Raw genomic sequence first — 21539 nt, 5'->3', positions numbered from 1 at the left:
GATAGGAGTAAGGGACCTCTAGCCCAATATGGCCGGGAATTGAAGCGATACTATTGCCGAGGTGCCCTGCCGGGTTTTCGGAACCAGGAGATCGCCACCACGGTGACGAGCACGGCGGCAAGCCCGTACCAGGTCAGGGCATACTGCAGATGATCGTTCGGCAGATCGACCTGGGTGACGCCGCCGATCGGCAGGCCGGCCGGGTTGGGCGTGGAATCGGCGTCGACGAAGAACGGGATGACGCGCGCCTTCTCCAGGCCGACGCTGTCAGCCATGACGTCGAGGTCCTTCCAGTAGAAGATGTTCTTGGCGACGTCGTTATCGGGCACCAGCCAGGAGGGCTTGCCGGCAAGTTTGGCGCGCGCGAGGCCCGTGACCGTCTGCTGATCAGTCAGCTGGCCCTGCATGCGCATTTCCGGCTCCTTGTTCTCATAGGGAACGAAGCCGCGGTTGACGAAGAGGATGCGCCCGTCGGCAAGCTCGAGCGGGGTATAGACGTAAAAGCCGGTCTGGCCGCGCCAAGTGGCGAAGAAGTGCCGCTCCTTGTTGTTGATGTAGCGGCCGGTGGCGGTAACCTTGCGGTATTCGATGTCGCCGCCGGAAGCCGCCATCGCCTCGATGCCGGCGAGCGGCACCGGCGCGGCAGCCTGGCGCGCGGCGATGTCGGCGAGCAGGCCTTGCTTCCAGGTGAGGCGCTGCAGCTGCCAGGTGCCGAGCGAAACCAGAATGGCAAGGGCAACCAGCACCAGAAAGCCGGATATGACAGGCAGCCGGCGGCGCGGCCCGGCGTGATCGACATCAGTCACTCAGACGTCCTTCGCGGGCATTATGACGGTACTGCATGGCAATCAGGACGCCCTTGAACCAGCGCAGCGTCAGGAGCGACAGGATGATCGTCAGCGGCGCGAAAATAAGGATGTGCACCCAGATCGGCGGCCCATAATTGACCTGCAGCCACAGCACCATGCCAATGATAATGAAGCCGACGATGAGGATGACGAAGACGGCCGGGCCATCACCGGAATCGGCGAAGGAATAATCGAGGCCGCAGGAGGCGCAACGCGGCTTCAGGCCGAGCAGGCCATCGAACAGCTTGCCATGACCGCAGCGCGGGCAGCAGCCCTTGATACCGGTTTTCACCGGATCGAGAGGGGGAAATTGCGCGCTGTCCTCGCTCATGCTGTTCCTTTGCGCGGCCACTTGCGACCGCGGCTTTTTCGATGCTGCCTTAACTCTCCCATAAAGTATTCGCATCCCGAATGGAAATGCCTGCGCGATTTCGCCTCACCGATTCGCGCCAAACAGAAGAAGAAGACTGATGACCAATGACAGCCATGCCGGACAGATCATTATCCTGAACGGCGCGCCGCGCAGCGGCAAATCCAGCATTGCCCGGGCGATCCAGGACGAATTCGAGGGACCGTGGATCAACCTCGGCGTCGACAGCTACAATGCGATGACGCCGCAGCGCTATTTGCCCGGCATCGGGCTCAGGCCCGGCGGCGAGCGGCCGGAGCTCGAAGAGCTGATACCTTTCCTCTATGCCGCCCTTTACGAGTCGATCGCCATCCATGCCGGATTGGGCCTCAACGTCGTCGCCGATCTCGGCCATCACGACAGCTATTCGCACCCACTCGGCATACTTCCCGACTGCGCCCGGCGTCTCGATGGATTTTCCGTGCTGTTCGTCGGCGTGCGCTGTCCGCTCGAGACGATCATGCAGCGGCGAGACATTGAACAAGACGGCCGCGAGACGCTGTATCTCCGCGCCACTGCGGACATGCCGGTTCCCGAACCGGTGCAGCGCTGGCAGGACGAGGTGCACCGGCCAGGCATCTACGACATGGAGGTCGATACCTCGGTGCTGACCGCCGACGAATGCGCCGAGGCAATCCGCCAACGCCTCGATCTCGGCATCCCCGGACCTTCGGCCTTCGAAAGGATCGCTGGCGGACGTTGATGCCAATCGTACGTCCCACTCTCCATTAGGCTCAGGCTTGACCGACTTGACGCGAGCATCGACGCCGAGTTCGGCGGCAAATGCCACCATGATCGCTTCCAGGTGCGAAGCTGGGGCAGGAATCGACGAGAACATCGACATCTTTGCCATTTGCCGACGACGATGCGCCCCGCCCATCCGGGTAATATCAATGTGATCGATCGCGGCGTAGTGTTCCACTTGGCTTTGAGAGGAGGATGCTATGCCTACCATATTGGCCTACCACGACGTCAAGGACGTCAAACATTGGCTCACTTCACCGCGCCGCAAAGAGGTCTTCGAGCCCCTCGGCTGCACAAACATTCGTACGTTTGTCGATCCACAGGCGTCCAATCGCGTTGGCCTCGTCATGGACGTTCCCGACATGGGCCGCCTGGAGGAATTTATGAAGTCCAAGCAAGCTGCGGATGCGATGGAGTATGACGGAGTATTGCCGGAGACCTTGGTGATTCTCACTCAATCGTAGCGGGACGTCAGGGGCCGCGCCGTGGATTAAGCCCTGCGATCACGGTGCGTGGAGCCAAAACAGAAAAGGCGGACCGAGGCCCGCCTTTCGCTTGAACATCGCTTCCGATCAGCCGGCTGCGACGGGTGCGCCCCAGCCGCCCCAGACGTAGATGCAGAAGAACAAGAACAGCCAGACGACGTCGACGAAGTGCCAGTACCAGGCGGCTGCCTCGAAGCCGAAATGCTGCTTCGGGGTGAAATCGCCGCGCAGCGCGCGCAGCAGGCAGACTAGCAGGAAGATCGTGCCGACGAGGACGTGGAAACCGTGGAAGCCGGTCGCCATGAAGAAGGTCGCGCCGTAGATCGAATTCTTGAAGTCGAACGGGGCGTGGGCATATTCGTAGGCCTGCACGCTAGAGAACAGGATGCCGAGCAGCACGGTCAGCGTCAGGCCCTGAACGAGGCCCTTGCGGTCATTGTGCAGCAGCGCATGGTGCGCCCAGGTGACCGTCGTGCCGGAGAGCAGCAGGATGACGGTGTTGTAGATCGGCAGGTGCCAAGGATCGAGGACCTCGATGCCCTTCGGCGGCCAGACACCGCCGGTATAGGCCATGCGCGAGGCCTGGATCGCCTCGTTCGGAAACAGACTGGCGTCGAAATAAGCCCAGAACCAGGCGACGAAGAACATCACTTCCGAAGCGATGAACATGATCATGCCGTAACGCAGGTGCAGCGAGACGACGCGGGTGTGAGAGCCCTCATGGGCTTCCTTCACCGTATCGGCCCACCAGCCGTACATGACGTAAAGAACCAGCACGAGGCCGATAAAGAAGAGCCAGGGATTGGCGAGTTCGGCGCCAGCGAGCTTGAAGGAGCCGCCGTTCAGGTAACGCATATAGCAGACGCCGCCGATCGCCATGATGAAGGCGCCGAGCGAGGCGAGAATCGGCCACGGGCTCGGATCGATGATGTGGTAGTCGTGGTTCTTCTGATGCGCATCGGCCATGTGGCTATCCCCGGATGTCTTCCTCACTTCGCTCCCGGCATAGCCGGAAACGAGCCTTGATCAAAGTTTCTTTTCAATCTTTACCGTTCCACCCTCATTCGAAGCGACAGGCTTCGGACCCTCTTTCGGGTAGAACGTATATGACAGCGTCACCGTGTGGATATCTTTCGATTCCACCGCCTTGACGATTTCAGGGTCGATATAGAACACGACCGGCATTTCCAGCTTCTCGCCCGGCTTCAGGTCCGTTTCGGTAAAGCAGAAACATTGCACCTTGTTGAAATAGGCGCCCGCTTCGCCCGGCGTGACGTTGAACACCGCCTGGCCGCGCTGGGTCACGTTCGAGCGGTTCTCGGCGACGAAATTGACCTGGATGGTTTCGCCGATCTTCGGACTGACCTCGCGCTCGACCGGCTTGAAATTCCATCGCAGGCCGGGGGCGACATTGGCGTCGAAGGTGACGCGCATCTTGCGGTCCAGCACGATGCTCGACATCTGCTCGACGCGCTGGGTCGTGCCGTTATAGCCGGTCACCTGGCAGAAGATGCGGTAGAGCGGCACGGCGGCATAGCTCATCGCACCCATGCCGAAGACGAAACTCAGGCACATCAGCACGACGGCGCCGTTGTTGCGGCCTTGCTTCCTCGGTGCGGCGGCTTTTTCGCTCATCCGGCCATCCCCCCGCCGATCTTGACGATCGTGATCGCATAGAAGAGGACGACAAGACCGGCCAGCACCAGCCCAAGGGCGATGTTGCGGTTGCGGCGCGACTTCATCTGCTTTTCGGTGAGCTTGACGAGATCCATCAGAGCGAGCCTCCCACTTGCGAAACCAGCATGGCGGCCAGCCGGTCGATCATCAAAGCGGAGAATACAGCGAAGAGATAGAAGATCGAGAAGGCGAAGAGCTTCTTTGCCGGCACCATCTTCAGATCGCCGTCGGGCATGCGCCAGACGGCGATGGAACAGGTGATGAAGATCGTACCGAGCACGGCGGCGACGAGGCCGTAGCCGAAGCTCGCGAAGCCGAGGACGGACGGCAGCACCGCGCAGATGGCGGTCAGCACCGCATAGGCGACGATCTGATGCTTGGTCACCCGCTCGCCGGCGACGTTCGGCAGCATCGGCACGCCGACGGCCTCGTAATCGCGCATCTTGAAGAGGGCAAGCGCCCAGAAATGCGCCGGCGTCCAGAGGAAGATGATCAGGAAGAGAACGGTGCTCTCGATCGTCACCGTATTCGTGACGCAGGCCCAGCCGATCATCGGCGGGAAGGCGCCGGCGGCACCGCCGATGACGATATTCTGCGGCGTCGAACGCTTCAGCCACATGGTGTAGATGACGGCGTAGAAGAAGATGGTGAAGGCAAGGATGCCGGCCGACAGCCAATTGACGGCAAGGCCGAGAATGACGACGGAAAAGCCCGACAGCACCAGACCGAAGGCGAGCGCCTCCGACGGCGCGACGCGGCCGGCCGGGATCGGGCGCTTGGCCGTGCGGCTCATGACGGCGTCGATATCGGCGTCGTACCACATGTTCAGCGCGCCCGAGGCGCCGGCGCCGACGGCGATGCAGAGGATGGCGATCAGGCCGAGGACGGGGTTGATGTGGCCCGGGGCCAGCACCAGGCCGGCAAAGGCGGTGAAGACCACGAGCGACATCACCCGCGGCTTCAAGAGCTCGAAATAATCGCGCGCGCTCGCTTCCGACATTTCGCCGTCCTCTGCAAGCGCCTCGTGATTGTCGATAACCGTCATCATTCCGTCCTGAATTTACTTATGCCGGACGCCGTTTCGAATGCGGCGTCCGGTTTTCCAAGCGCTTTACTTGATGCGCGGCAGCTGTTCCCACTGGTGATAGGGCGGCGGCGAAGGCAGCTGCCACTCCAGCGTCGTCGCACCCTCGCCCCACGGATTCTCGCCGGCGATGCGCTTCTTGGCGAAGGCCTCGAAGACCGAGAAGAGGAAGATCAGCACGCCGAAGGCCGAGATGTAGGAGCCGATCGAGGAAACATAGTTCCAGCCGGCAAAGGCATCCGGATAATCGATGTAGCGGCGCGGCATGCCGGCGAGACCGAGGAAGTGCTGCGGGAAGAACACCAGGTTGACGCCGATGAACATGACCCAGAAATGCAGCTTGCCGACGAACTCGTTGTACATGTAGCCGGTCATCTTCGGGAACCAGTAATACCAGCCGGCAAAGATCGCGAAGACGGCGCCGAGCGACAGAACGTAGTGGAAGTGAGCCACGACGTAATAGGTGTCATGCAGCGAGCGGTCGAGACCGGCATTGGCAAGCTGGACGCCGGTGACGCCGCCGACCGTGAACAGGAAGATGAAGCCGATCGCCCAGATCATCGGCGTGCGGAACGAGATCGAGCCGCCCCACATCGTCGCGATCCAGGAGAAGATCTTCACGCCTGTCGGAACGGCGATGACCATCGTGGCGAAGACGAAGTAACGCTGCGCATCGAGCGACAGACCGACCGTGTACATGTGGTGGGCCCAGACGACGAAGCCGACGGCGCCGATCGCAACCATTGCGTAGGCCATGCCGAGATAGCCGAAGATCGGCTTCTTCGAGAAGGTCGAGATGATGTGGCTGATCATGCCGAAGCCCGGCAGGATGAGGATGTAGACCTCGGGGTGACCGAAGAACCAGAACAGGTGCTGGTAGAGGATCGGGTCGCCGCCGCCTTCCGGAGAGAAGAAGGAGGTGCCGAAGTTGCGGTCAGTCAGCAGCATGGTGATGCCGCCTGCCAGAACCGGCAGCGACAGCAAGAGCAGGAAGGCGGTGATCAGCACCGACCAGGCGAAGAGCGGCATCTTGTGCAGCGTCATGCCGGGGGCGCGCATGTTGAGGATCGTGGTGATGAAGTTGATCGCACCGAGGATCGACGAGGCGCCGGCAATGTGCAGCGCGAAGATCGCCAGATCGACCGCCGGTCCCGGCGTGCCGCTCGTTGCCAGCGGCGGATACATAGTCCAGCCGCCGCCCGTACCGTAAGCGCCTGCCGGGCCTTCGACGAACATCGACAGCAAGAGCAGCGCGAAGGCCGGGACGATCAGCCAGAAGGAGATGTTGTTCAGCCGCGGGAAGGCCATGTCGGGCGCGCCGATCATGATCGGCACCATCCAGTTGGCAAAACCGCCGATCATCGCCGGCATGACCATGAAGAAGATCATGATCAGCGCGTGCGCCGTCGTGAACATGTTGAACATCTGCTTGGCGCCGTCGATCGCGGCATCGCCTTCATAGCCGTAGACCATCGAGGCCAGGCCGTGGAAGATCTGGATGCCCGGCTCCTGCAGCTCCATGCGCATGGCCACCGACAGCGCGCCGCCGATGATGCCGGCGATGATCGCGAAGATCAGGTAGAGCGTGCCGATGTCCTTGTGGTTGGTCGAGAACAGCCAGCGATTGACAAAGCTCGGCTTGTGCCCGTGATCATGGTGATCGTGATCATCATGCGCATGGTCGTGGTGGGCGTGAGAATGATCGTCGTGAGCGGAAGGTCCAGCCATTGTCCCGATCCCCTTAATTACTGTGCTTCGGCAACGTCGACGGTCTTTGCGGGACCATCGGTTGCGGCCATGAGTGTCTTGTAGGCGCCGGGCAGGTCGCTGGCGGCCGCGGTCAGCCACTGCTTGTACTTGTCCTCGGAGACGACGCGGATGGCAATCGGCATGAACGCATGGTCCTTGCCGCAGAGCTCGGAACACTGGCCATAAAACAGGCCTTCGCGCTCGGCCCTGAACCAGGTCTCGTTCAGGCGGCCCGGTACGGCGTCGATCTTGATGCCGAAGGACGGCATGGCGAAAGCGTGGATGACGTCGGTGGGTGCCGCGGTCACGAGAACGCGCACCGTCTTGTTGACCGGCAGCACCAGTTCGTTGTCGACGGCGAGCAGTCTCGGATAGACCGACTTGTCTTCCTTGCCGGCGGCCGCGCGATCCTGATCCTTCAAGAGGTAGGAATCGAAGGCGAGCGGGCTGTCGCCCGAACCTTCATATTCATAATTCCATTGCCACTGGGTGGCGGTCGCCTTGATCGTCACGTCAGGATTTTCGGGCAGCGTCAGCTGCGCCGTCAGAAGATTGAACGAGGGAATGGCGAGGAAGAGCAGCACCAGGACCGGCCCCACGGTCCAGATGACCTCGATCAGCGTATTGTGGCTCGTGCGCGACGGAACCGGATTGGCGCTGGCGCGGAACTTGAAGCAGACGACGATGAGCAGGATCAGAACGAAGAGCGTGATTGGAACGATAAACCACAGGGTATATTGTTCGAACCAATGAATTTCCCGCATAATCGGCGTCGCCGCCGGCTGCAGCGTCGCCTGCCACGGCGTCGGCTGGTCGGCATATGTGCCGGAAGCAAAAAGCAGACAGACCAGCGCGGTCAGAGCTGCATAAGCCTTCTTCATCACCTTATTATCTCCCTCGAGCGCTTGACCTGCTAAATCGAACGCAGAATCCTTGCCATCTTCAGCGCTTCAAACCACAGTTTGGCATTTGCCGCAACAGGCAGGAGCAATTGTCTATGCGGCATTTTTGCTTAAAGCACAGGCAGGCCGAACGGCAAAACATCCCAAGTTTTTCATCAGCATATGAAAAATGCCATTTCCGGCCGATCCGACCACCGCACATTATTTGACAGAGGTCCAATTTCTGCCGCAGTCCCCCGGTTTTCACGGGGTGGGGCTTTTCATTTCCGGTGGGCAGCTTCAACAATAGCCGCAATGATTCGATATCCAGAGGTTTCCATGGGTTTCCGTTCCCTCGCGCGGTCGCTTCTCGTGACTGCCAGCATCGCGGCCGCAGCGACGACGCCCGTCTTCGCACAGCAACCCGCCCCTTCCCCCGCCCAACCCACCACACCGGCACCGGCCGCCCCTGCCCCGGCGCAGCAGCCCCCGGCTGCCAACCCGAATATCCAGGTAACGCCCGGCCAGACGCAGCCGCAGGCGCCCGGCACGGTGAAATCCAACCACGGCGCATGGTCGGTTGTTTGCGACAAGCCGGCCGGTGCGGCGACGGAACAATGCGCGCTGATGCAGAACGTCATCGCCGAGGACCGGCCGGAGGTCGGGCTTTCCGTCGTCGTCTTGAAGACGGCCGACCGCAAATCGAAGATCCTGCGCGTGCTGGCGCCGCTCGGCGTGCTCCTGCCGAACGGTCTCGGACTGAATGTCGACGGCAAGGATATCGGCCGCGCCTACTTCGTCCGCTGCTTCGCCGACGGCTGTTATGCCGAAGTCGTGCTCGAGGACGAACTGCTCAAGACCTTCCGCAGCGGCGCCCAGGCCACCTTCATCGTCTTCCAGACCCCGGAAGAAGGGATCGGCATTCCTGTTGATCTCAAGGGTTTCGCCGAAGGTTTTGACGCGCTGCCTTGAGGGCGGCTGCGGCCTGTCGCGGGTCCGCCCCTCATCCGCTCAATCCAGCTTCACTTCCGCCAGCGGCCCCGCTCTGGTGAAAGGCTGAATTTTGAGAAAACGGACTTTTCCGTTCACGATACGCCGTTTACCGCTTGCCCGCGGGCCAATGTGGGACCATTCTTGGATCGGATCCTGGCGGTGCGGTAAGACAAGAGGTCGGGCCTCGCAACGCTCAGTCTCGACCTCGAAACACTTAACGTGTCGCCTTTTCTCGACTGATCCCGAGCGAGGAGGTTGTCCATGTCCACGCGCTATGTCGACCATCCGCTAAAACCGGGCGACCGGGTGCCGAACGTTGTGTTTGATGCAGTCTCGCGCGAAGGGAAGATCGCGCTTGATGATTTTCGCGGCCGCAGCCCATTGTTGATCGGTTTGTTTCGAGGCCTGCATTGTCCCTTCTGCCGGCGCCATGTCGCGGCCATGGCATATCTCAACCCGATGCTGCGCGAGAAAGGCGTCCAATCGCTGGCAGTGGTAAACACCCCGGTCGAACGCGCGCGGCTGTATTTCCGTTACCATCCGATCCCCGGTATTCTTGCGGCTTCCGACCCGATACGGGCTTCGCACCGAGCCTTCGGCTTACGCGAGGTCGGGATCGACACGGTCATGGCGATACGCATCGATCTGCCGGGCGAATTGCCAGAGCCTATGGGCGTGATGGCGATGGACGATTTTCTCAACAAGAAGGAAGGATATCAAATTACGGAAGCCGATCAGCAGATGATGACCGCCGACCATGGGCAGCTTGTCGGTCAGTTCCTGATCGACCGCGAGGGCATCGTCCGCTGGAGCTTCACTGAAGTTCTGGAGGCCGGGCTGCAAACATTCAAGGCTCCGAATTCCCGGGAATTGATGTCGGCAGCTTCGCAAGTCGCACATTGACGACAAAAAATCGCTCGACGCCCCGACGGGTGGTTAGCGTTGTCTACCCCGCGCAAAGCGATCAACCGTTTGCATCTCTTCGAGGCGCGTCCCACCTCCCGAGACAAAGAATATTCGCCGCGAGGGCTTCACTCCTTGTTATATGGAGCCCTATCTAGGGGATAAGCGCATTCCCGAACATGCCCATTGGAGCCAGACCATGACCACCGATCTCCTGACGCTTTTCGATGCCGACGAAGCCACGATGCGCGGCCTTGTCGCCGAGGCGCTCGCCGGCGCCGATGACGGCGAACTGTTCATCGAGCATGCGCAGGCCGAAGCGCTGACCTTCGACAATGGCCGGCTGAAGGGCGGCAGTTTCAACACCGAACAGGGTTTCGGGCTTCGCGCCGTTGCCGGCGAAGCGGTGGGTTATGCCCATGCCGGCGATCTCTCGGTGGCGGCGCTGAAGCGGGCGGCCGATGCGGTCGGCGCGGTGACGCGCGGCTATTCCGGCACCTACGCCGCCGCTCCCCAGGGCACCAACAAGAAATTCTACGGCGACCAGAACCCGATCGGCCAGCCGAGCTTCGAGGAGAAGGTCAAGGTCCTGCAGGACATCGACGCCTATCTCAGAGGCAAGGACGACAAGGTCCGGCAGGTCACCGCCTCGGTCGCCGCGAGCTGGCAGGTGGTCGACATCCTGCGCGCCGACGGCCACCGCGTGCGCGACATAAGACCGATGACCCGCATCAACATTTCCGTCGTGGTCGGTGAAGGCGAGCGGCAGGAGAGCGGTTCCTACGGCAGCGGCGGGCGCATCGGCTTCGGCGATTTCATTGCCGAGGGCAGCTGGCAGTACGGCGCCGACGAGGCGCTGCGCCAGGCGCTCGTCAATCTGGAAGCGATCGACGCGCCCGCCGGCACGATGGATGTCGTTCTCGGCTCCGGCTGGCCGGGCGTCATGCTGCACGAGGCGGTCGGCCACGGGCTGGAAGGGGATTTCAACCGCAAGAAGACCTCGGCCTTTTCAGGGCTTCTCGGCCAGATCGTTGCCGCGCCCGGCGTCACCGTCGTCGACGACGGCACGATCGACAACCGCCGCGGCTCGATCACCATCGACGACGAGGGTACACCGTCGGGCTACAACGTGCTGATCGAGAACGGCAAGCTCGTCGGCTATATGCAGGACCGGCAGAACGCCCGGCTGATGGGCATGGCGCCCACCGGCAACGGCCGCCGCCAGGGCTATGCCCACGTGCCGATGCCGCGCATGACCAACACCTATATGCTCGGCGGCGACAAGACTCCGGAAGAAATCATCGCCTCGGTGAAGAAGGGCGTCTATGCCGTCTCCTTTGGCGGCGGCCAGGTCGACATCACCTCCGGCAAATTCGTCTTCGGTTGCACCGAGGCCTATCTGATCGAAAACGGCAAGATCGGCGCGCCGATCAAGGGGGCGATGCTGATCGGCAACGGCCCGGATGCGATGAAGCGGGTGTCGATGATCGGCAACGACATGAAGCTCGATACCGGCATCGGCAATTGCGGCAAGGCCGGCCAATGGGTTCCGGTCGGCGTCGGCCAGCCGCATCTGCGCATGGATCAGGTCACCGTCGGCGGCACCCAGGCCTGAGGCGGGAGGATCTGATGGGAGAGATCGAAATCAGAGCCTTTGCCGAAGGCGATGCCGATGACGTGCTGTCGGTGATCCTGCCGATCCAGCGCGAGGAGTTCGGCATCGATATCACTGCCGATGCGCAGCCCGATCTCCGGGTCATCCCGGATTTCTACCAGTCCGGCAAAGGTCAGTTCTGGGTCGCCGTCAAGGACGGCGCCATCGTCGGCACCCTTGGGCTGAAGGACATCGGCAACAATCAGGCGGCGCTGCGCAAGATGTTCGTCGCCGCCGAGGTGCGCGGCCGCGAGCACGGCGTGGCGGCGCGGCTTCTCGAGCGCCTGTTCGACCACGCCAGAGATGCCGGCCTCACCGACATCTTCCTCGGCACGACGGACAAGTTCGTCGCCGCCCAGCGCTTCTACGAAAAGAACGGCTTTACCGAAATTGCCAAGAGCGCCCTGCCCCGCTCCTTCCCGCTGATGGCGGTGGACAGCAAGTTTTACCGGTACAAGGTCGGCTGACCGCCGATGGCGGAAAGGGTTCAGCTGCCGGCAACGGCCATGTCCCTGCCGCGGCACAACTGTCATAAATCTGTCACAAACCGAAATTCGGCCCTATCTCTTCAACGGGATAGGGTTTAGGACGGCTCGTCGTTCATAGCGCAGACCAGGATTGCGAGGTGTTCATGCTGGGTTGGTTTCGAAAGTTGATGCCGCGCGAAGACCGGTTCTTCGTCCTTTTCGAACAACATTCCAGAACGATCGTCGACGCCGCACAGGCTCTGGACAGGTTGCTGTCGGGAATGGAGATCGAGCATCAATGCGAAACGATCGTGCGGTTGGAAGATCAGGCCGACGATATAACGCGCGAAGTCATGCTGGCCGTCCGGCGGAGTTTCATCACACCTTTCGATCGTGGCGACATCAAGGATCTCATCCAATCCATGGATGATGCGATCGACATGATGCACAAAACCGTCAAAACCATCCGGCTCTTCGAGCAGACCAGCTTCGATCCACGGATGCAGGAAATGGGCAAGACCGTTGTGGAAGCTGCCAATCTCATTGCCGAGGCCATTCCCTTGCTTGATCGCATCAGCGCCAATGCGCCGCGGCTTTCTGCCATCGTCGAGCAGGTCACGCAGGTGGAAGGGCGCTCCGACGAGTTGCACGAGCAGGGGCTCAAGGATCTGTTTCGCCGGCACGGCGCCGGCAATGCGATGGCCTATATGATCGGCAGCGAGATCTACGGCGAGCTGGAGAAGGTGGTCGACCGTTTCGAGGACGTCGCCAACGAGATCAGCGGCATCGTGATCGAGAATGTCTGATGGAAGCCGCCCTCGCTCTTCCGCTTCTTGTCGGCCTGATCGGCGTCGCACTGCTGTTCGATTTTCTCAATGGCCTGCATGATGCGGCCAACTCGATCGCGACAATCGTCTCGACACGGGTCCTGAGGCCGCAATATGCGGTCTTCTGGGCGGCATTCTTCAATTTCATCGCCTTCCTGTTCTTCGGCCTGCATGTGGCCGAGACGCTCGGGACCGGCATCATCGACCCGGCGATCGTCACGCCGCAGGTGATTTTCGCGGCCCTGATCGGCGCCATCGTCTGGAATGTCGTGACCTGGGTCTTCGGCATTCCCTCCAGTTCATCCCATGCTCTGGTCGGCGGGCTGGTCGGTGCGGGCCTTGCCAAAACGGGGTTGAGCTCGATCGTCTGGAGCGGTCTTCTCAAGACCGTCTCCGCCATCGTCATGTCGCCGATGATCGGTTTTCTCCTGGCACTGTTCCTCATCCTGGCGGTGACCTGGACCTTCATCCGGCAGACGCCTTTTGCCGTCGACCGATCCTTCCGTTTCCTGCAATTCGTGTCGGCGTCGCTCTATTCGCTCGGCCACGGCGGCAATGACGCCCAGAAGACCATGGGCATCATTGCCGTGCTTCTCTATTCGCAGGGTTACCTCGGCGGCAGCTTCCACGTGCCGCTCTGGGTGGTGATCTCATGCCAGGCAGCGATGGCGCTCGGCACCTTGTTCGGCGGCTGGCGCATCGTCCATACGATGGGCTCGAAGATCACCAGGCTCAATCCGATGCAGGGATTCTGCGCCGAAACGGGCGGCGCCTTGACGCTGTTCGGCGCCACCTGGCTCGGTATCCCCGTCTCGACCACCCATACCATTACCGGCGCCATCATCGGCGTCGGCGCCGCCCGGCGCGTGTCCGCCGTCAGGTGGGGGCTAGCCGGCAACATCGTCATCGCATGGATCATCACCCTGCCGGCAGCGGCAATGATTTCGGCAGTTTCGTTCTGGCTGGTGACCGGCTTGAGCAAAATCTTCTGATGTCGCTCCCGATTTCTTACCAGCTCGGCTGAAACCGCCACTTCCGTTCGATCGCGGCGGCGAGGTCGATGTCGTTACGGCGAGCAAACAGCATGAGGTGACCAAGCAGGTCGGCCGTCTCGTCGGCGAGCTCGCGCCTGATGTCCTCAGGGGAGCGGCCCTTGGCACGGCCGCGGCCGGTCAGGCGGTTCCATGCCTGGGTCAGTTCACCCATCTCCTCCTGCAGCTTCAACAGAAACCAGTCGGCGTCGCGCTCGATGCCGCTCTCGGCGACATGGGCGGAGGAAGCGGCTTCGAACTGGTCGGCAAGACGGCGCAGCATCAATGTTCTCCTTTTGTTTATGGAGGAGACGCTGATTCCCGCTGCTTGTCCAGAGCGCACTGCCTCAGTGGGGCGTTGCGATCAGCCGCGGTCCGGGAGCAGCATGCAGTCATAGGAGCGCTGCTTCAGCGCATCGCAGGCTGAGGCGGCGTCCTCCCTGCTGGCGAAGCCGACGAAGCGGGCGCGATAGATCCTGTTGGCCCCCTGCCCGACCGCTTCGGTATAGGGCGAGGCGGAAACGAGCGGCGCGCCGCCTTCCGACTGCGCCTGGGCAAGAAGCGCCCGCGCCGCATCGGCGCTCGGGGCGGCCGAGATCTGGATCTGCCAGTCGCCGTCGGCCTTTTTCGCCGCGGTCTTCGATGTCTTGCCGGCGTTCAGGATTTCGTCCATCGCGACCGGGCGCTCCAGCGGCACGACGGCGTCATCGGCATAGGCCAGGCTCTTTGCCGTGAGATCGTCGGCCGGACGCGGCGCGTTCGCCGGCACCGGAACGTCGGAAGAATCGGCGGCGGAAGCCACTTCGACCGGCTCCCTGGCGCCGACGCTCGCCACCAGCCTTGCGCCGCCTGACGACGAAGCGCGGCCGAGATAGCGGTCGAGCAGCGCTTCCATCCTGGCGTCGCGGCTGCGGGCGGTGCGGCCGCCGAGCACCACGCCGACGACGCGGCGGTTGCCGTCTCTGACGGCGCTGACGAGGTTGAAGCCGGAGGCGTTGGTATAACCGGTCTTGATGCCGTCCATGCCCTGGTAGCGGTACATGAGATTGTTGTGGCCGCGCACGGTCTTGCCGCGGAAACTGAAGCTTGCCATCGAGAACAGGCGGTATTCGTTGGGGTAATTCTTCATCAGCGCCACGGCGAGCGTCGACATGTCGCGCGCCGTCGTCACCTGGCGGCTGTTCGGCAGGCCCGATGCGTTGACGAAGACGGTCCGGCTCATGCCGAGCTGGCGGGCCTTGGCCGTCATCATCCGGGCAAAGCCGCTCTCCGAGCCGCCGAGCGTCTCGCCGATCGCGGCAGCGGCGTCATTGGCGGATTTGACGATCATGCCGTAGACCGCCTCGCGCACCGTGATGGTGCCGCCCGCCTTGACGCCGAGCTTGGTCGGCGGCCGCGCGGCAGCGTATCTCGACATTTTGATCGGCGTATCCCAGGCGATCTTGCCGCGTTTCAGCGCCTCGAAGGTGAGATAGAGCGTCATCATCTTCGTCAGCGAGGCCGGATGGTTGAGCGTGTCGGCGTTTTCGGACGCCAGTACCTTGCCGGTGCGGGCATCAAGGATCAGCGAGGCGCTGCCGGCAAGAGCCGCAAGCGGCGCCGAAACGGCAAGCGTCACGGTCAAAACAGCCGCCAAAAGCTTTCTCATGGAGTTCCCCCTGATGCGCTGGCTCTCGATCGGGCCGGCCATGTCTCGCAATGTGACAGAAGCCGCAAGTTTGGCGCGACTTTGCGGCAACGCCTACCATTTTTCTAGTCTTTTCATCGTCTTGGTTAACAGAAAACGAAAGAAGCTGTGCGAAACCGGGATTCAGCAAGGCTTAAGCTGCGGTTGCTAGGTTGCCGCAAAAGGCAATGGGCGGCGCATGGCGGGGCAATTGAAGCGACTGGCAAAACGGGCAGCGATCGGCGCCGGGCTCGAGGCGTCCTTTCTGATCGCCGCGGCCGGCCTGATGCGGCAGGCGCGCGGGCGCGGGGTGATCTTCACGCTGCATCATGTTCGCCCGCACGCAGCCCAGGCCTTTGCCCCGAACGCGCATCTCGAAATCACCCCGCATTTTCTCGATGCGGCGCTCAGGCGGCTGACACGCGACGGCTATCGCTTCGTGCCGCTTAACGAGCTGCCGGCGCTGTTGGCAGAGCCGGAGGGCGGCAGACCGTTTGCGGCTTTTACACTCGACGACGGCTACGCCAACAACATGGAGCATGCGCTGCCGGTGTTCGAGCGGCATCGGGCGCCATTCACGGTGTTCGTCACCAAGGGTTTTGCCGAAGGCTCGCACAGCATCTGGTGGGAGACGCTCGCCGTCCTGTTGCGCCGGCCAAAAGAGATCCGCTTCGATTTCGGCCGCGGCAGCGAGCGGCTGGCGCTCGCCGACCCGCGGCAGCAATGGGATGCCTTCGACCGCTTCACCCGGTATATCCACAGCTTCGACGAGGCCCGCGCCGTCGCCGCGATCGACACGCTGGCGCGGGAAAACGGCATCGAGCCGACCGATATCGTGCGCGACCTGGTGATGGGGCCGGCACAATTGCAGCAGCTCGCCCGACATCCGCTTGCAGCGCTCGGCGCCCACACGATCAGCCATCGCGCCCTTGCCCGCCTGCCGGAGGCCGAAGCGCGAATCGAGATGGAAGTTTCGGCTGATTACGTCGAGGCCTTGACCGGCATCCGTCCCGCCACGATCGCCTATCCCTACGGCACGCCGGAGGCGGCAAGCGCCCGCGAGGCAGCGCTTGTCCGCCGGCTGGGCTTTTCGGTCGCCGTCACGACGCAGCCGGGGCTGCCGGCGGCGGGCAAGCCCGGCTATCTTCCGCGCATGTCGCTGAACGGTTTCTACCAGAAGCAGCGCTATATCTCGGCGCTTGCCTCCGGCATTCCGCTGAAAATCATGGGCCGCTAGCGGCTCACGGATACATCCGCACCTTTTCCCAAGCCCCGACTGGGGACGGGCGGCGAAATTCGATGCGGTCATGCAGGCGGAACTGCTGATCCTTCCAGAATTCGATCGACGTCGGCCGGATGCGGAAGCCCGACCAATAGGGAGGCCGGGGTATCTCGCCAATCGCGTAGCGGGCGGTGTATTCCGCCACCGCCTTCTCCAGCGCGAATCGGCTTTCGAGCGGACGCGATTGTTTGGAGGCCCAGGCGCCGATGCGGCTGCCGCGCGCCCGCGTCTTGAAATAGGCATCGGCCTCGGCGTCGCTCACGATCTCGACAGGCCCGCGCAACCGCACCTGCCGGCGCAGGCTTTTCCAGTGGAAACACATGGCGGCCTTCTTCTGCCCCAAGATTTCGCGACCTTTCTGGCTCTCGAAATTGGTGTAGAAGACGAAACCGTCATCGTCGAATCCCTTCAGGAGAACCATGCGGACATTGGGAAGACCATCTTCGTCGACCGTTGCCAGCGCCACGGCATTGGGATCGTTCGGTTCGGAGGCCTCCGCTTCCTTCAGCCATTCGGCAAAGAGCTTGAAGGGCTCGCCACTTTCGGTAAAGTCACCGCTTGTTAACTCGTTTGCCGACATATTGGTTCAAATGCCCCGGATTATTCAAAACTCGCCCAGCTTTTGATAACTGGACAGGACGCAGGGTGGAAGTCATAGCAAAGTCATATCGCCATACAAAGGGCCTGCGGCAACGCAGCAGCGCCTTCCTGGTTGTCGGCGCCGCAATGCTGTCGCTTTCCGGCTGCCTTGCGGGCGGGATGGATTTCTTGAGCGAGGCCAAGGTCGACCGGTCGGTGGCCACCGGCACCGTGCCGCAGACGCCGCCGAGCACCGACACGCTCTCGGACGAGATGACAGTGCGCAATGCCGTGACTTCGGCCGATGTGCACAAGCTTGAAGGCCAGCCGCTTCCCTGGGCGAATGCATCGACCGGCAGCGCCGGTGTCATCGATACGATCGTTGAAAACAACGAATCGGGCCAGGTCTGCCGGCAGTTCCGCACGACACGGCATTCCTATGTCGGAATCGCCAAATTCTACGGCAAGACCTGCCTCGTCGGCGGCGGCAATTGGCAGCTGCTGAGCTTTCAGCCGGAAAGTTAATTCCGGCGGGAAAGTTAATTCCGGCGGGAAAGTTAATTCCGGCGGGAAAGTTAATTCCGGCGGAAAGTTGATCCGGGAAAACCTGATCGCGCCCGAAATTTGATCGGCGGAACCGATCCGGCGCGCGACAGGTTAACGGCCGCCGGTTTTCCGCCGAATGCTTAGCAAAGAGCTAACCATTTACGGCAAAACACTCCCCATCCCTCCACAGAAATAAGAAGTGATTAGCAACTCGGCCGCACGATCGGTGTCGAGAGTGGCTCTCCCTGCCTTTGGGCCGGTGGCGCCTCAGATGTTGATATTGGACTTCGATATTGGGCGGGGATGCCGGGCAAGGACAGGCGCCCGCATCGCAACACCGGCGGTTTTGACATGCGCGATCCTTACAAAATTCTGGGCGTCAAGCGCGACGCGGCGGCAGACGAGATCAAGGCGGCCTGGCGCAACTTGGCCAAAGCAGCCCATCCCGATCACAATCAGGACGATCCGACGGCGACGGCCCGGTTCGCCGAGATCGGCCGCGCCTATGAAACGCTGCGGGATCCGCGCAAGCGCAGCCTGTTCGACAATGCCGTGCGGATGGCGGAAGCCAGGAAACAGGAACAGACGATCATGCAGCAGCGCCAGGCCGCGCGTGAGGCGGCGGCCCGCGCCAAGGCGGCGCAGGCCAATGCCGAGCGGGTGATGGAAGAACTTGCCCGGGCTGCCCAGAAGGCCGCGGCCGACGGTCAGAGACAGCAGGCCGGCGCCAGCGAAGGCGCCGAGGAGATGGTGGAGCGCATTTTCGGCGCTCAAGCGCGCGCTGCGGCGGGGGGCCAGGCGCAAGGCCGCGCCCAGCAGGCCCATAATCAGCAGACGCAGGGCCAGGGCCAGTCCGAAGAGGGCAGACGTGCGGATGGCGAGACCACCGAAGCCAGCGAGGAACTCGGCGAAACGCCAACTAGTGCCGGCGCCAACCTGTCGCTGCCGCTCAGTATTCTGACATCGCTGGTGCGCCGTTTCACCGGCGCCAAGGATGCGGGCCTCGAGAAAGCGCCCGACGAGGTGACGACGGCGACGGTGACGATCGACGACGTGCTGAAGAGCGGCTGGATCACCGCGTCGCTGCCGGAAGGCCGCGAAATCGGCTTCGCGCTGCCGGCCGGCACCACGGATGGTCACGAGATCAGGCTCAAGGGACAGGGCTTCAAGCTGCCGGGCATGCAGCGCGGCGATGCCGTCGTCAATATCCGCATCGCCCCCGACCCGCGCTTCACCGTCGATGGTTTCGACCTGCACGCCGTGCTCCCGATCAGCATCGAAAATGCCGTGCTCGGCACCGAGGCACGCATCGACGGCCCGGCCGGGCCGTTGAACATCACCGTTCCCGCATGGTCGGGCTCGGACAAGACGATCGCGATTACCGGCCAGGGATTGCCGCGGGAAGACGGCAGCAGAGGCGATCTCGTCGTCGAATTGCGCATCATCCTGTGGGAAAAACCCGACGACAAGATCACCGATCTGATGCGGAGCATGCGCGAAGGCCTGTTCCTGTGAAATTTTTATGTCTTTCGCACCCTTTGTTACGATCCCTAACAGTTGATGATCCAGGCCAAGCTTGAACCGATTAACGGCCTATGCCATAGGCAGGATCGATCAGAATCCTAGGGAGCGAAATATGGCTCAAGCATCCGGCCTCATGGCAGGCAAACGCGGCGTCATCATGGGTGTCGCCAACAATCGTTCGATTGCGTGGGGTATTGCCAAGGCCATTCATGCGCAGGGCGGAGAAGTTGCGCTCACCTATCAGGGCGATGCGCTGAAGAAGCGTGTCGAGCCGCTTGCAGCCGAAATCGACGCGACCCTCGTCGGCCACTGCGATGTCGCCGACGAATCCACCATCGACGCTGTTTTCGAAAATGTCGCAAAGCTGTGGGGCAAGATCGATTTCCTCGTGCATGCGATCGGCTTTTCCGACAAGGACGAGCTGACCGGCCGCTACATCGACACCTCGCCCGATAATTTCACCAAGACGATGCAGATTTCCGTCTACTCCTTCACCTCGGTCGCACGCCGCGCCGAGAAGCTGATGACGGAAGGCGGTTCGATGCTGACCCTGACCTATTACGGCGCCGAAAAGGTGATGCCGAACTATAATGTCATGGGCGTCGCCAAGGCCGCGCTCGAAGCGAGCGTCAAATATCTCGCTGTCGACCTCGGGCCGCAGAACATCCGCGTCAACGCCGTTTCGGCCGGGCCGATCAAGACACTTGCCGCCTCCGGCATCGGCGATTTCCGCTATATTCTGAAGTGGAACGAGTATAACGCTCCGCTGCGCCGTACGGTTACCATCGAGGAAGTCGGCGATGTCGGCCTCTATCTCTTGTCCGACCTGTCGCGCTCGGTCACCGGCGAGGTGCACCATGCCGACAGCGGCTATCATGTCATCGGCATGAAGGCGGTCGACGCGCCGGATATTTCGGTCGTCAAGGACTAAGTTCCCCGGAGTCGAGACCGTGCTCATCTACGTGATCAGACACGGTCAGACCGACTGGAATGCCGAGCGTCGCCTGCAGGGCCAGAAAGACGTTCCGATGAATGCCACTGGCCAGGAACAGGCCCGGCAGAACGGCATCGCACTGGCCGAGATCCTCGGTGAGACGGTCGGCGAATTCGATTTCGTCGCAAGCCCGCTCGGACGCACACGCGCAACGATGGAAATCATGCGCGCCGCAATGGGCCTCCCGCCGCTTGCCTATCGCACCGATCCGCGGCTGGTGGAGATTTCCTTCGGCGACTGGGAAGGCTCGACGATCAAGGAGCTGAAGGCAACGCAGCGCGAGCGGGTGGCCGAACGCAACGTCTCCAAATGGGATTTCATCCCGCCCGGCGACGATGCCGAAAGCTACGAAATCCTCTCCTGGCGTACCGGCGCATGGCTGCGCTCCGTCGAGCGTCCGACCGTCTGCGTCACCCATGGCGGCGTTATCCGCACGCTGTTCCAGGCGATTGCCGACCTGCCGAAGAGCACCGCCGCCGAAGGCGGCATTCCGCAGGACCGGATTGTCAGGATCGATACGAGCGAGCGGACGATCGTCTGGCTGTAAGGGATCGACTGGCTTTACCCCTCATCCGCCTGCCGGCATCTTCCCGCCTGCGGGGAGAAGGGACAAGCAGCGAACTCTCCGTTCCCCGCTGAGCTCTCGTGGACATGTCCCCTCGCCCCGCTTTTACGGGGAGAGGGTGAGGGGCAGCCATTGGGCGCAAACCTCGTCCAGTCATTCTCTTGAAGTCTGCTTACTTGACGATATCGAGATCGTTGATGACGCGTTTGCCGTCGACCTCGGTGTAGAAGACGATGACCTTCACGCCGGCTTCGAGGCCGTCGAAATTGAATTCCTCCGGCGCCTGATAGGTCTTGCCGTCGTCGAGCGTCAGCACGAGATTGGCCGTGTCGACCTTCTTGATCGTCGCCTCGACATCGGCGCTCTCGGCAAAACCGCTCATCGGCGACAGGAAACTTGCTGTGGCCAAAAGCGTGGCGACGACGAAACGCATGGCAACAATCCTCTTGAAACGCTGCACGAGAACACTTGCCACAGATAATCTCCTGAATATGGCGAAAATTGCCCGTAAGAATGGCTTTTCCCGCCTAATTGATGAATAGCATTTTAAACATAATCAAGACGCTGCGTTAACCACGCCCGGCCGGCCTGCCGGGTTTTCAACATCGACAACAGGCAATCGTAAATTAAC

25 protein-coding genes are annotated in these 21539 nt (G+C 61.9%); 13 read left to right on the top strand and 12 right to left on the bottom strand.

Annotated features, from left to right (window positions below):
- Positions 1-50 precede the first annotated feature (50 nt).
- Both NL154_RS02940 and NL154_RS02935 read right to left on the bottom strand, forming a co-directional pair.
- Positions 51-806: an SURF1 family protein gene (locus NL154_RS02940; protein WP_210628922.1), complete on the bottom strand. Its 756-nt coding sequence runs from the start codon at positions 804-806 to the stop codon at positions 51-53.
- Positions 799-1179 (bottom strand): DUF983 domain-containing protein, encoded by a 381-nt coding sequence (locus tag NL154_RS02935; protein WP_434733536.1) that lies wholly within the window; start codon positions 1177-1179, stop codon positions 799-801. Before NL154_RS02935 ends, NL154_RS02940 begins: the two co-directional genes overlap by 8 nt.
- A gap of 139 nt (positions 1180-1318) precedes the next feature.
- Here NL154_RS02935 and NL154_RS02930 point away from each other — a divergent pair, with 139 nt between their 5' ends.
- A complete protein-coding gene (locus tag NL154_RS02930; protein ID WP_210628924.1) occupies positions 1319-1960 on the top strand; it encodes a chloramphenicol phosphotransferase CPT family protein in 642 nt (213 codons plus the stop codon).
- Between the two features lie 241 nt (positions 1961-2201).
- Positions 2202-2465, top strand: coding sequence for a hypothetical protein (locus tag NL154_RS02925; RefSeq protein WP_097597707.1), 264 nt, complete (start codon positions 2202-2204; stop codon positions 2463-2465).
- Positions 2466-2573: 108 nt separating this feature from the next.
- Here NL154_RS02925 and NL154_RS02920 read toward each other — a convergent pair whose 3' ends face one another.
- From NL154_RS02920 to coxB, 6 genes are all read right to left on the bottom strand, one after another.
- Complete coding sequence (locus NL154_RS02920) at positions 2574-3452, bottom strand: cytochrome c oxidase subunit 3 (RefSeq protein ID WP_064800923.1); 879 nt, start codon at positions 3450-3452, stop codon at positions 2574-2576.
- A gap of 60 nt (positions 3453-3512) precedes the next feature.
- Positions 3513-4121 carry a cytochrome c oxidase assembly protein gene (locus NL154_RS02915; RefSeq protein ID WP_434733535.1) on the bottom strand — a complete coding sequence of 203 codons (609 nt, stop codon included), beginning with the start codon at positions 4119-4121 and terminating at the stop codon, positions 3513-3515.
- Positions 4118-4258, bottom strand: a complete 141-nt coding sequence (locus tag NL154_RS02910; protein ID WP_004672998.1) for a hypothetical protein — start codon at positions 4256-4258, stop codon at positions 4118-4120. Before NL154_RS02910 ends, NL154_RS02915 begins: the two co-directional genes overlap by 4 nt.
- Positions 4258-5208, bottom strand: a complete 951-nt coding sequence (locus NL154_RS02905; RefSeq protein ID WP_210628926.1) for a heme o synthase — start codon at positions 5206-5208, stop codon at positions 4258-4260. The genes NL154_RS02910 and NL154_RS02905 overlap by 1 nt, the downstream gene beginning before the upstream one ends.
- A 66-nt stretch (positions 5209-5274) precedes the next feature.
- Positions 5275-6975 carry a cytochrome c oxidase subunit I gene (gene ctaD / locus NL154_RS02900; protein ID WP_210628927.1) on the bottom strand — a complete coding sequence of 567 codons (1701 nt, stop codon included), beginning with the start codon at positions 6973-6975 and terminating at the stop codon, positions 5275-5277.
- A 17-nt stretch (positions 6976-6992) separates the two neighbouring features.
- Positions 6993-7877: a cytochrome c oxidase subunit II gene (coxB, locus tag NL154_RS02895; RefSeq protein WP_210628928.1), complete on the bottom strand. Its 885-nt coding sequence runs from the start codon at positions 7875-7877 to the stop codon at positions 6993-6995.
- Between the two features lie 315 nt (positions 7878-8192).
- On the opposite strand from coxB, the gene NL154_RS02890 reads away from it, so the two are divergent.
- The 6 genes from NL154_RS02890 (at position 8193) to NL154_RS02865 (ending at position 13713) form a co-directional block, all read left to right on the top strand.
- Positions 8193-8849, top strand: coding sequence for an invasion associated locus B family protein (locus NL154_RS02890; protein ID WP_210628929.1), 657 nt, complete (start codon positions 8193-8195; stop codon positions 8847-8849).
- 282 nt (positions 8850-9131) lie between these two features.
- Positions 9132-9773 (top strand): peroxiredoxin-like family protein, encoded by a 642-nt coding sequence (locus tag NL154_RS02885; protein ID WP_210628930.1) that lies wholly within the window; start codon positions 9132-9134, stop codon positions 9771-9773.
- A gap of 199 nt (positions 9774-9972) precedes the next feature.
- On the top strand, positions 9973-11388 hold the full coding sequence (gene tldD, locus NL154_RS02880) for a metalloprotease TldD (RefSeq protein ID WP_221146659.1): 1416 nt from the start codon (positions 9973-9975) through the stop codon (positions 11386-11388).
- Positions 11389-11402: 14 nt separating this feature from the next.
- Complete coding sequence (locus NL154_RS02875) at positions 11403-11894, top strand: GNAT family N-acetyltransferase (RefSeq protein WP_210628932.1); 492 nt, start codon at positions 11403-11405, stop codon at positions 11892-11894.
- A gap of 164 nt (positions 11895-12058) precedes the next feature.
- Complete coding sequence (locus NL154_RS02870; RefSeq protein ID WP_210628933.1) at positions 12059-12700, top strand: DUF47 family protein; 642 nt, start codon at positions 12059-12061, stop codon at positions 12698-12700.
- Entirely contained in the window at positions 12700-13713 is a 1014-nt protein-coding gene (locus NL154_RS02865) for an inorganic phosphate transporter (RefSeq protein ID WP_210628934.1), read from the top strand. Before NL154_RS02870 ends, NL154_RS02865 begins: the two co-directional genes overlap by 1 nt.
- Before the next feature lie 16 nt (positions 13714-13729).
- Here the strand turns inward: NL154_RS02865 and NL154_RS02860 are convergent, their stop codons facing one another.
- Entirely contained in the window at positions 13730-14035 is a 306-nt protein-coding gene (locus NL154_RS02860) for a pyrophosphatase (RefSeq protein ID WP_210628935.1), read from the bottom strand.
- 81 nt (positions 14036-14116) lie between these two features.
- Positions 14117-15400: a D-alanyl-D-alanine carboxypeptidase family protein gene (locus NL154_RS02855; RefSeq protein WP_210628936.1), complete on the bottom strand. Its 1284-nt coding sequence runs from the start codon at positions 15398-15400 to the stop codon at positions 14117-14119.
- Between the two features lie 217 nt (positions 15401-15617).
- On the opposite strand from NL154_RS02855, the gene NL154_RS02850 reads away from it, so the two are divergent.
- A complete protein-coding gene (locus NL154_RS02850; RefSeq protein WP_434733534.1) occupies positions 15618-16655 on the top strand; it encodes a polysaccharide deacetylase family protein in 1038 nt (345 codons plus the stop codon).
- Positions 16656-16659: 4 nt separating this feature from the next.
- Here NL154_RS02850 and pdxH read toward each other — a convergent pair whose 3' ends face one another.
- Positions 16660-17280: a pyridoxamine 5'-phosphate oxidase gene (gene pdxH, locus NL154_RS02845; RefSeq protein ID WP_210628938.1), complete on the bottom strand. Its 621-nt coding sequence runs from the start codon at positions 17278-17280 to the stop codon at positions 16660-16662.
- Positions 17281-17345: 65 nt separating this feature from the next.
- On the opposite strand from pdxH, the gene NL154_RS02840 reads away from it, so the two are divergent.
- The 4 genes from NL154_RS02840 to NL154_RS02825 all read left to right on the top strand — a co-directional run bounded on the left by NL154_RS02840 (position 17346) and on the right by NL154_RS02825 (position 20890).
- A complete protein-coding gene (locus tag NL154_RS02840; RefSeq protein WP_210628939.1) occupies positions 17346-17804 on the top strand; it encodes an RT0821/Lpp0805 family surface protein in 459 nt (152 codons plus the stop codon).
- A 372-nt stretch (positions 17805-18176) separates the two neighbouring features.
- Positions 18177-19340, top strand: a complete 1164-nt coding sequence (locus NL154_RS02835; protein ID WP_434733533.1) for a DnaJ C-terminal domain-containing protein — start codon at positions 18177-18179, stop codon at positions 19338-19340.
- A gap of 121 nt (positions 19341-19461) precedes the next feature.
- Positions 19462-20280 (top strand): enoyl-ACP reductase FabI, encoded by an 819-nt coding sequence (fabI, locus tag NL154_RS02830; RefSeq protein ID WP_210628941.1) that lies wholly within the window; start codon positions 19462-19464, stop codon positions 20278-20280.
- Between the two features lie 19 nt (positions 20281-20299).
- Positions 20300-20890, top strand: a complete 591-nt coding sequence (locus NL154_RS02825; protein ID WP_210628942.1) for a histidine phosphatase family protein — start codon at positions 20300-20302, stop codon at positions 20888-20890.
- 190 nt (positions 20891-21080) lie between these two features.
- Here the strand turns inward: NL154_RS02825 and NL154_RS02820 are convergent, their stop codons facing one another.
- Entirely contained in the window at positions 21081-21341 is a 261-nt protein-coding gene (locus NL154_RS02820; RefSeq protein WP_003569889.1) for a DUF1344 domain-containing protein, read from the bottom strand.
- Positions 21342-21539 lie beyond the last annotated feature (198 nt).

The organism is Rhizobium sp. YTUHZ044 (assembly GCF_051123975.1).
Classification (GTDB): domain Bacteria; phylum Pseudomonadota; class Alphaproteobacteria; order Rhizobiales; family Rhizobiaceae; genus Rhizobium.
The sequence above is the reverse complement of the archived record's forward strand: the minus strand, read 5'-3'. Positions and strand labels throughout refer to the sequence as shown.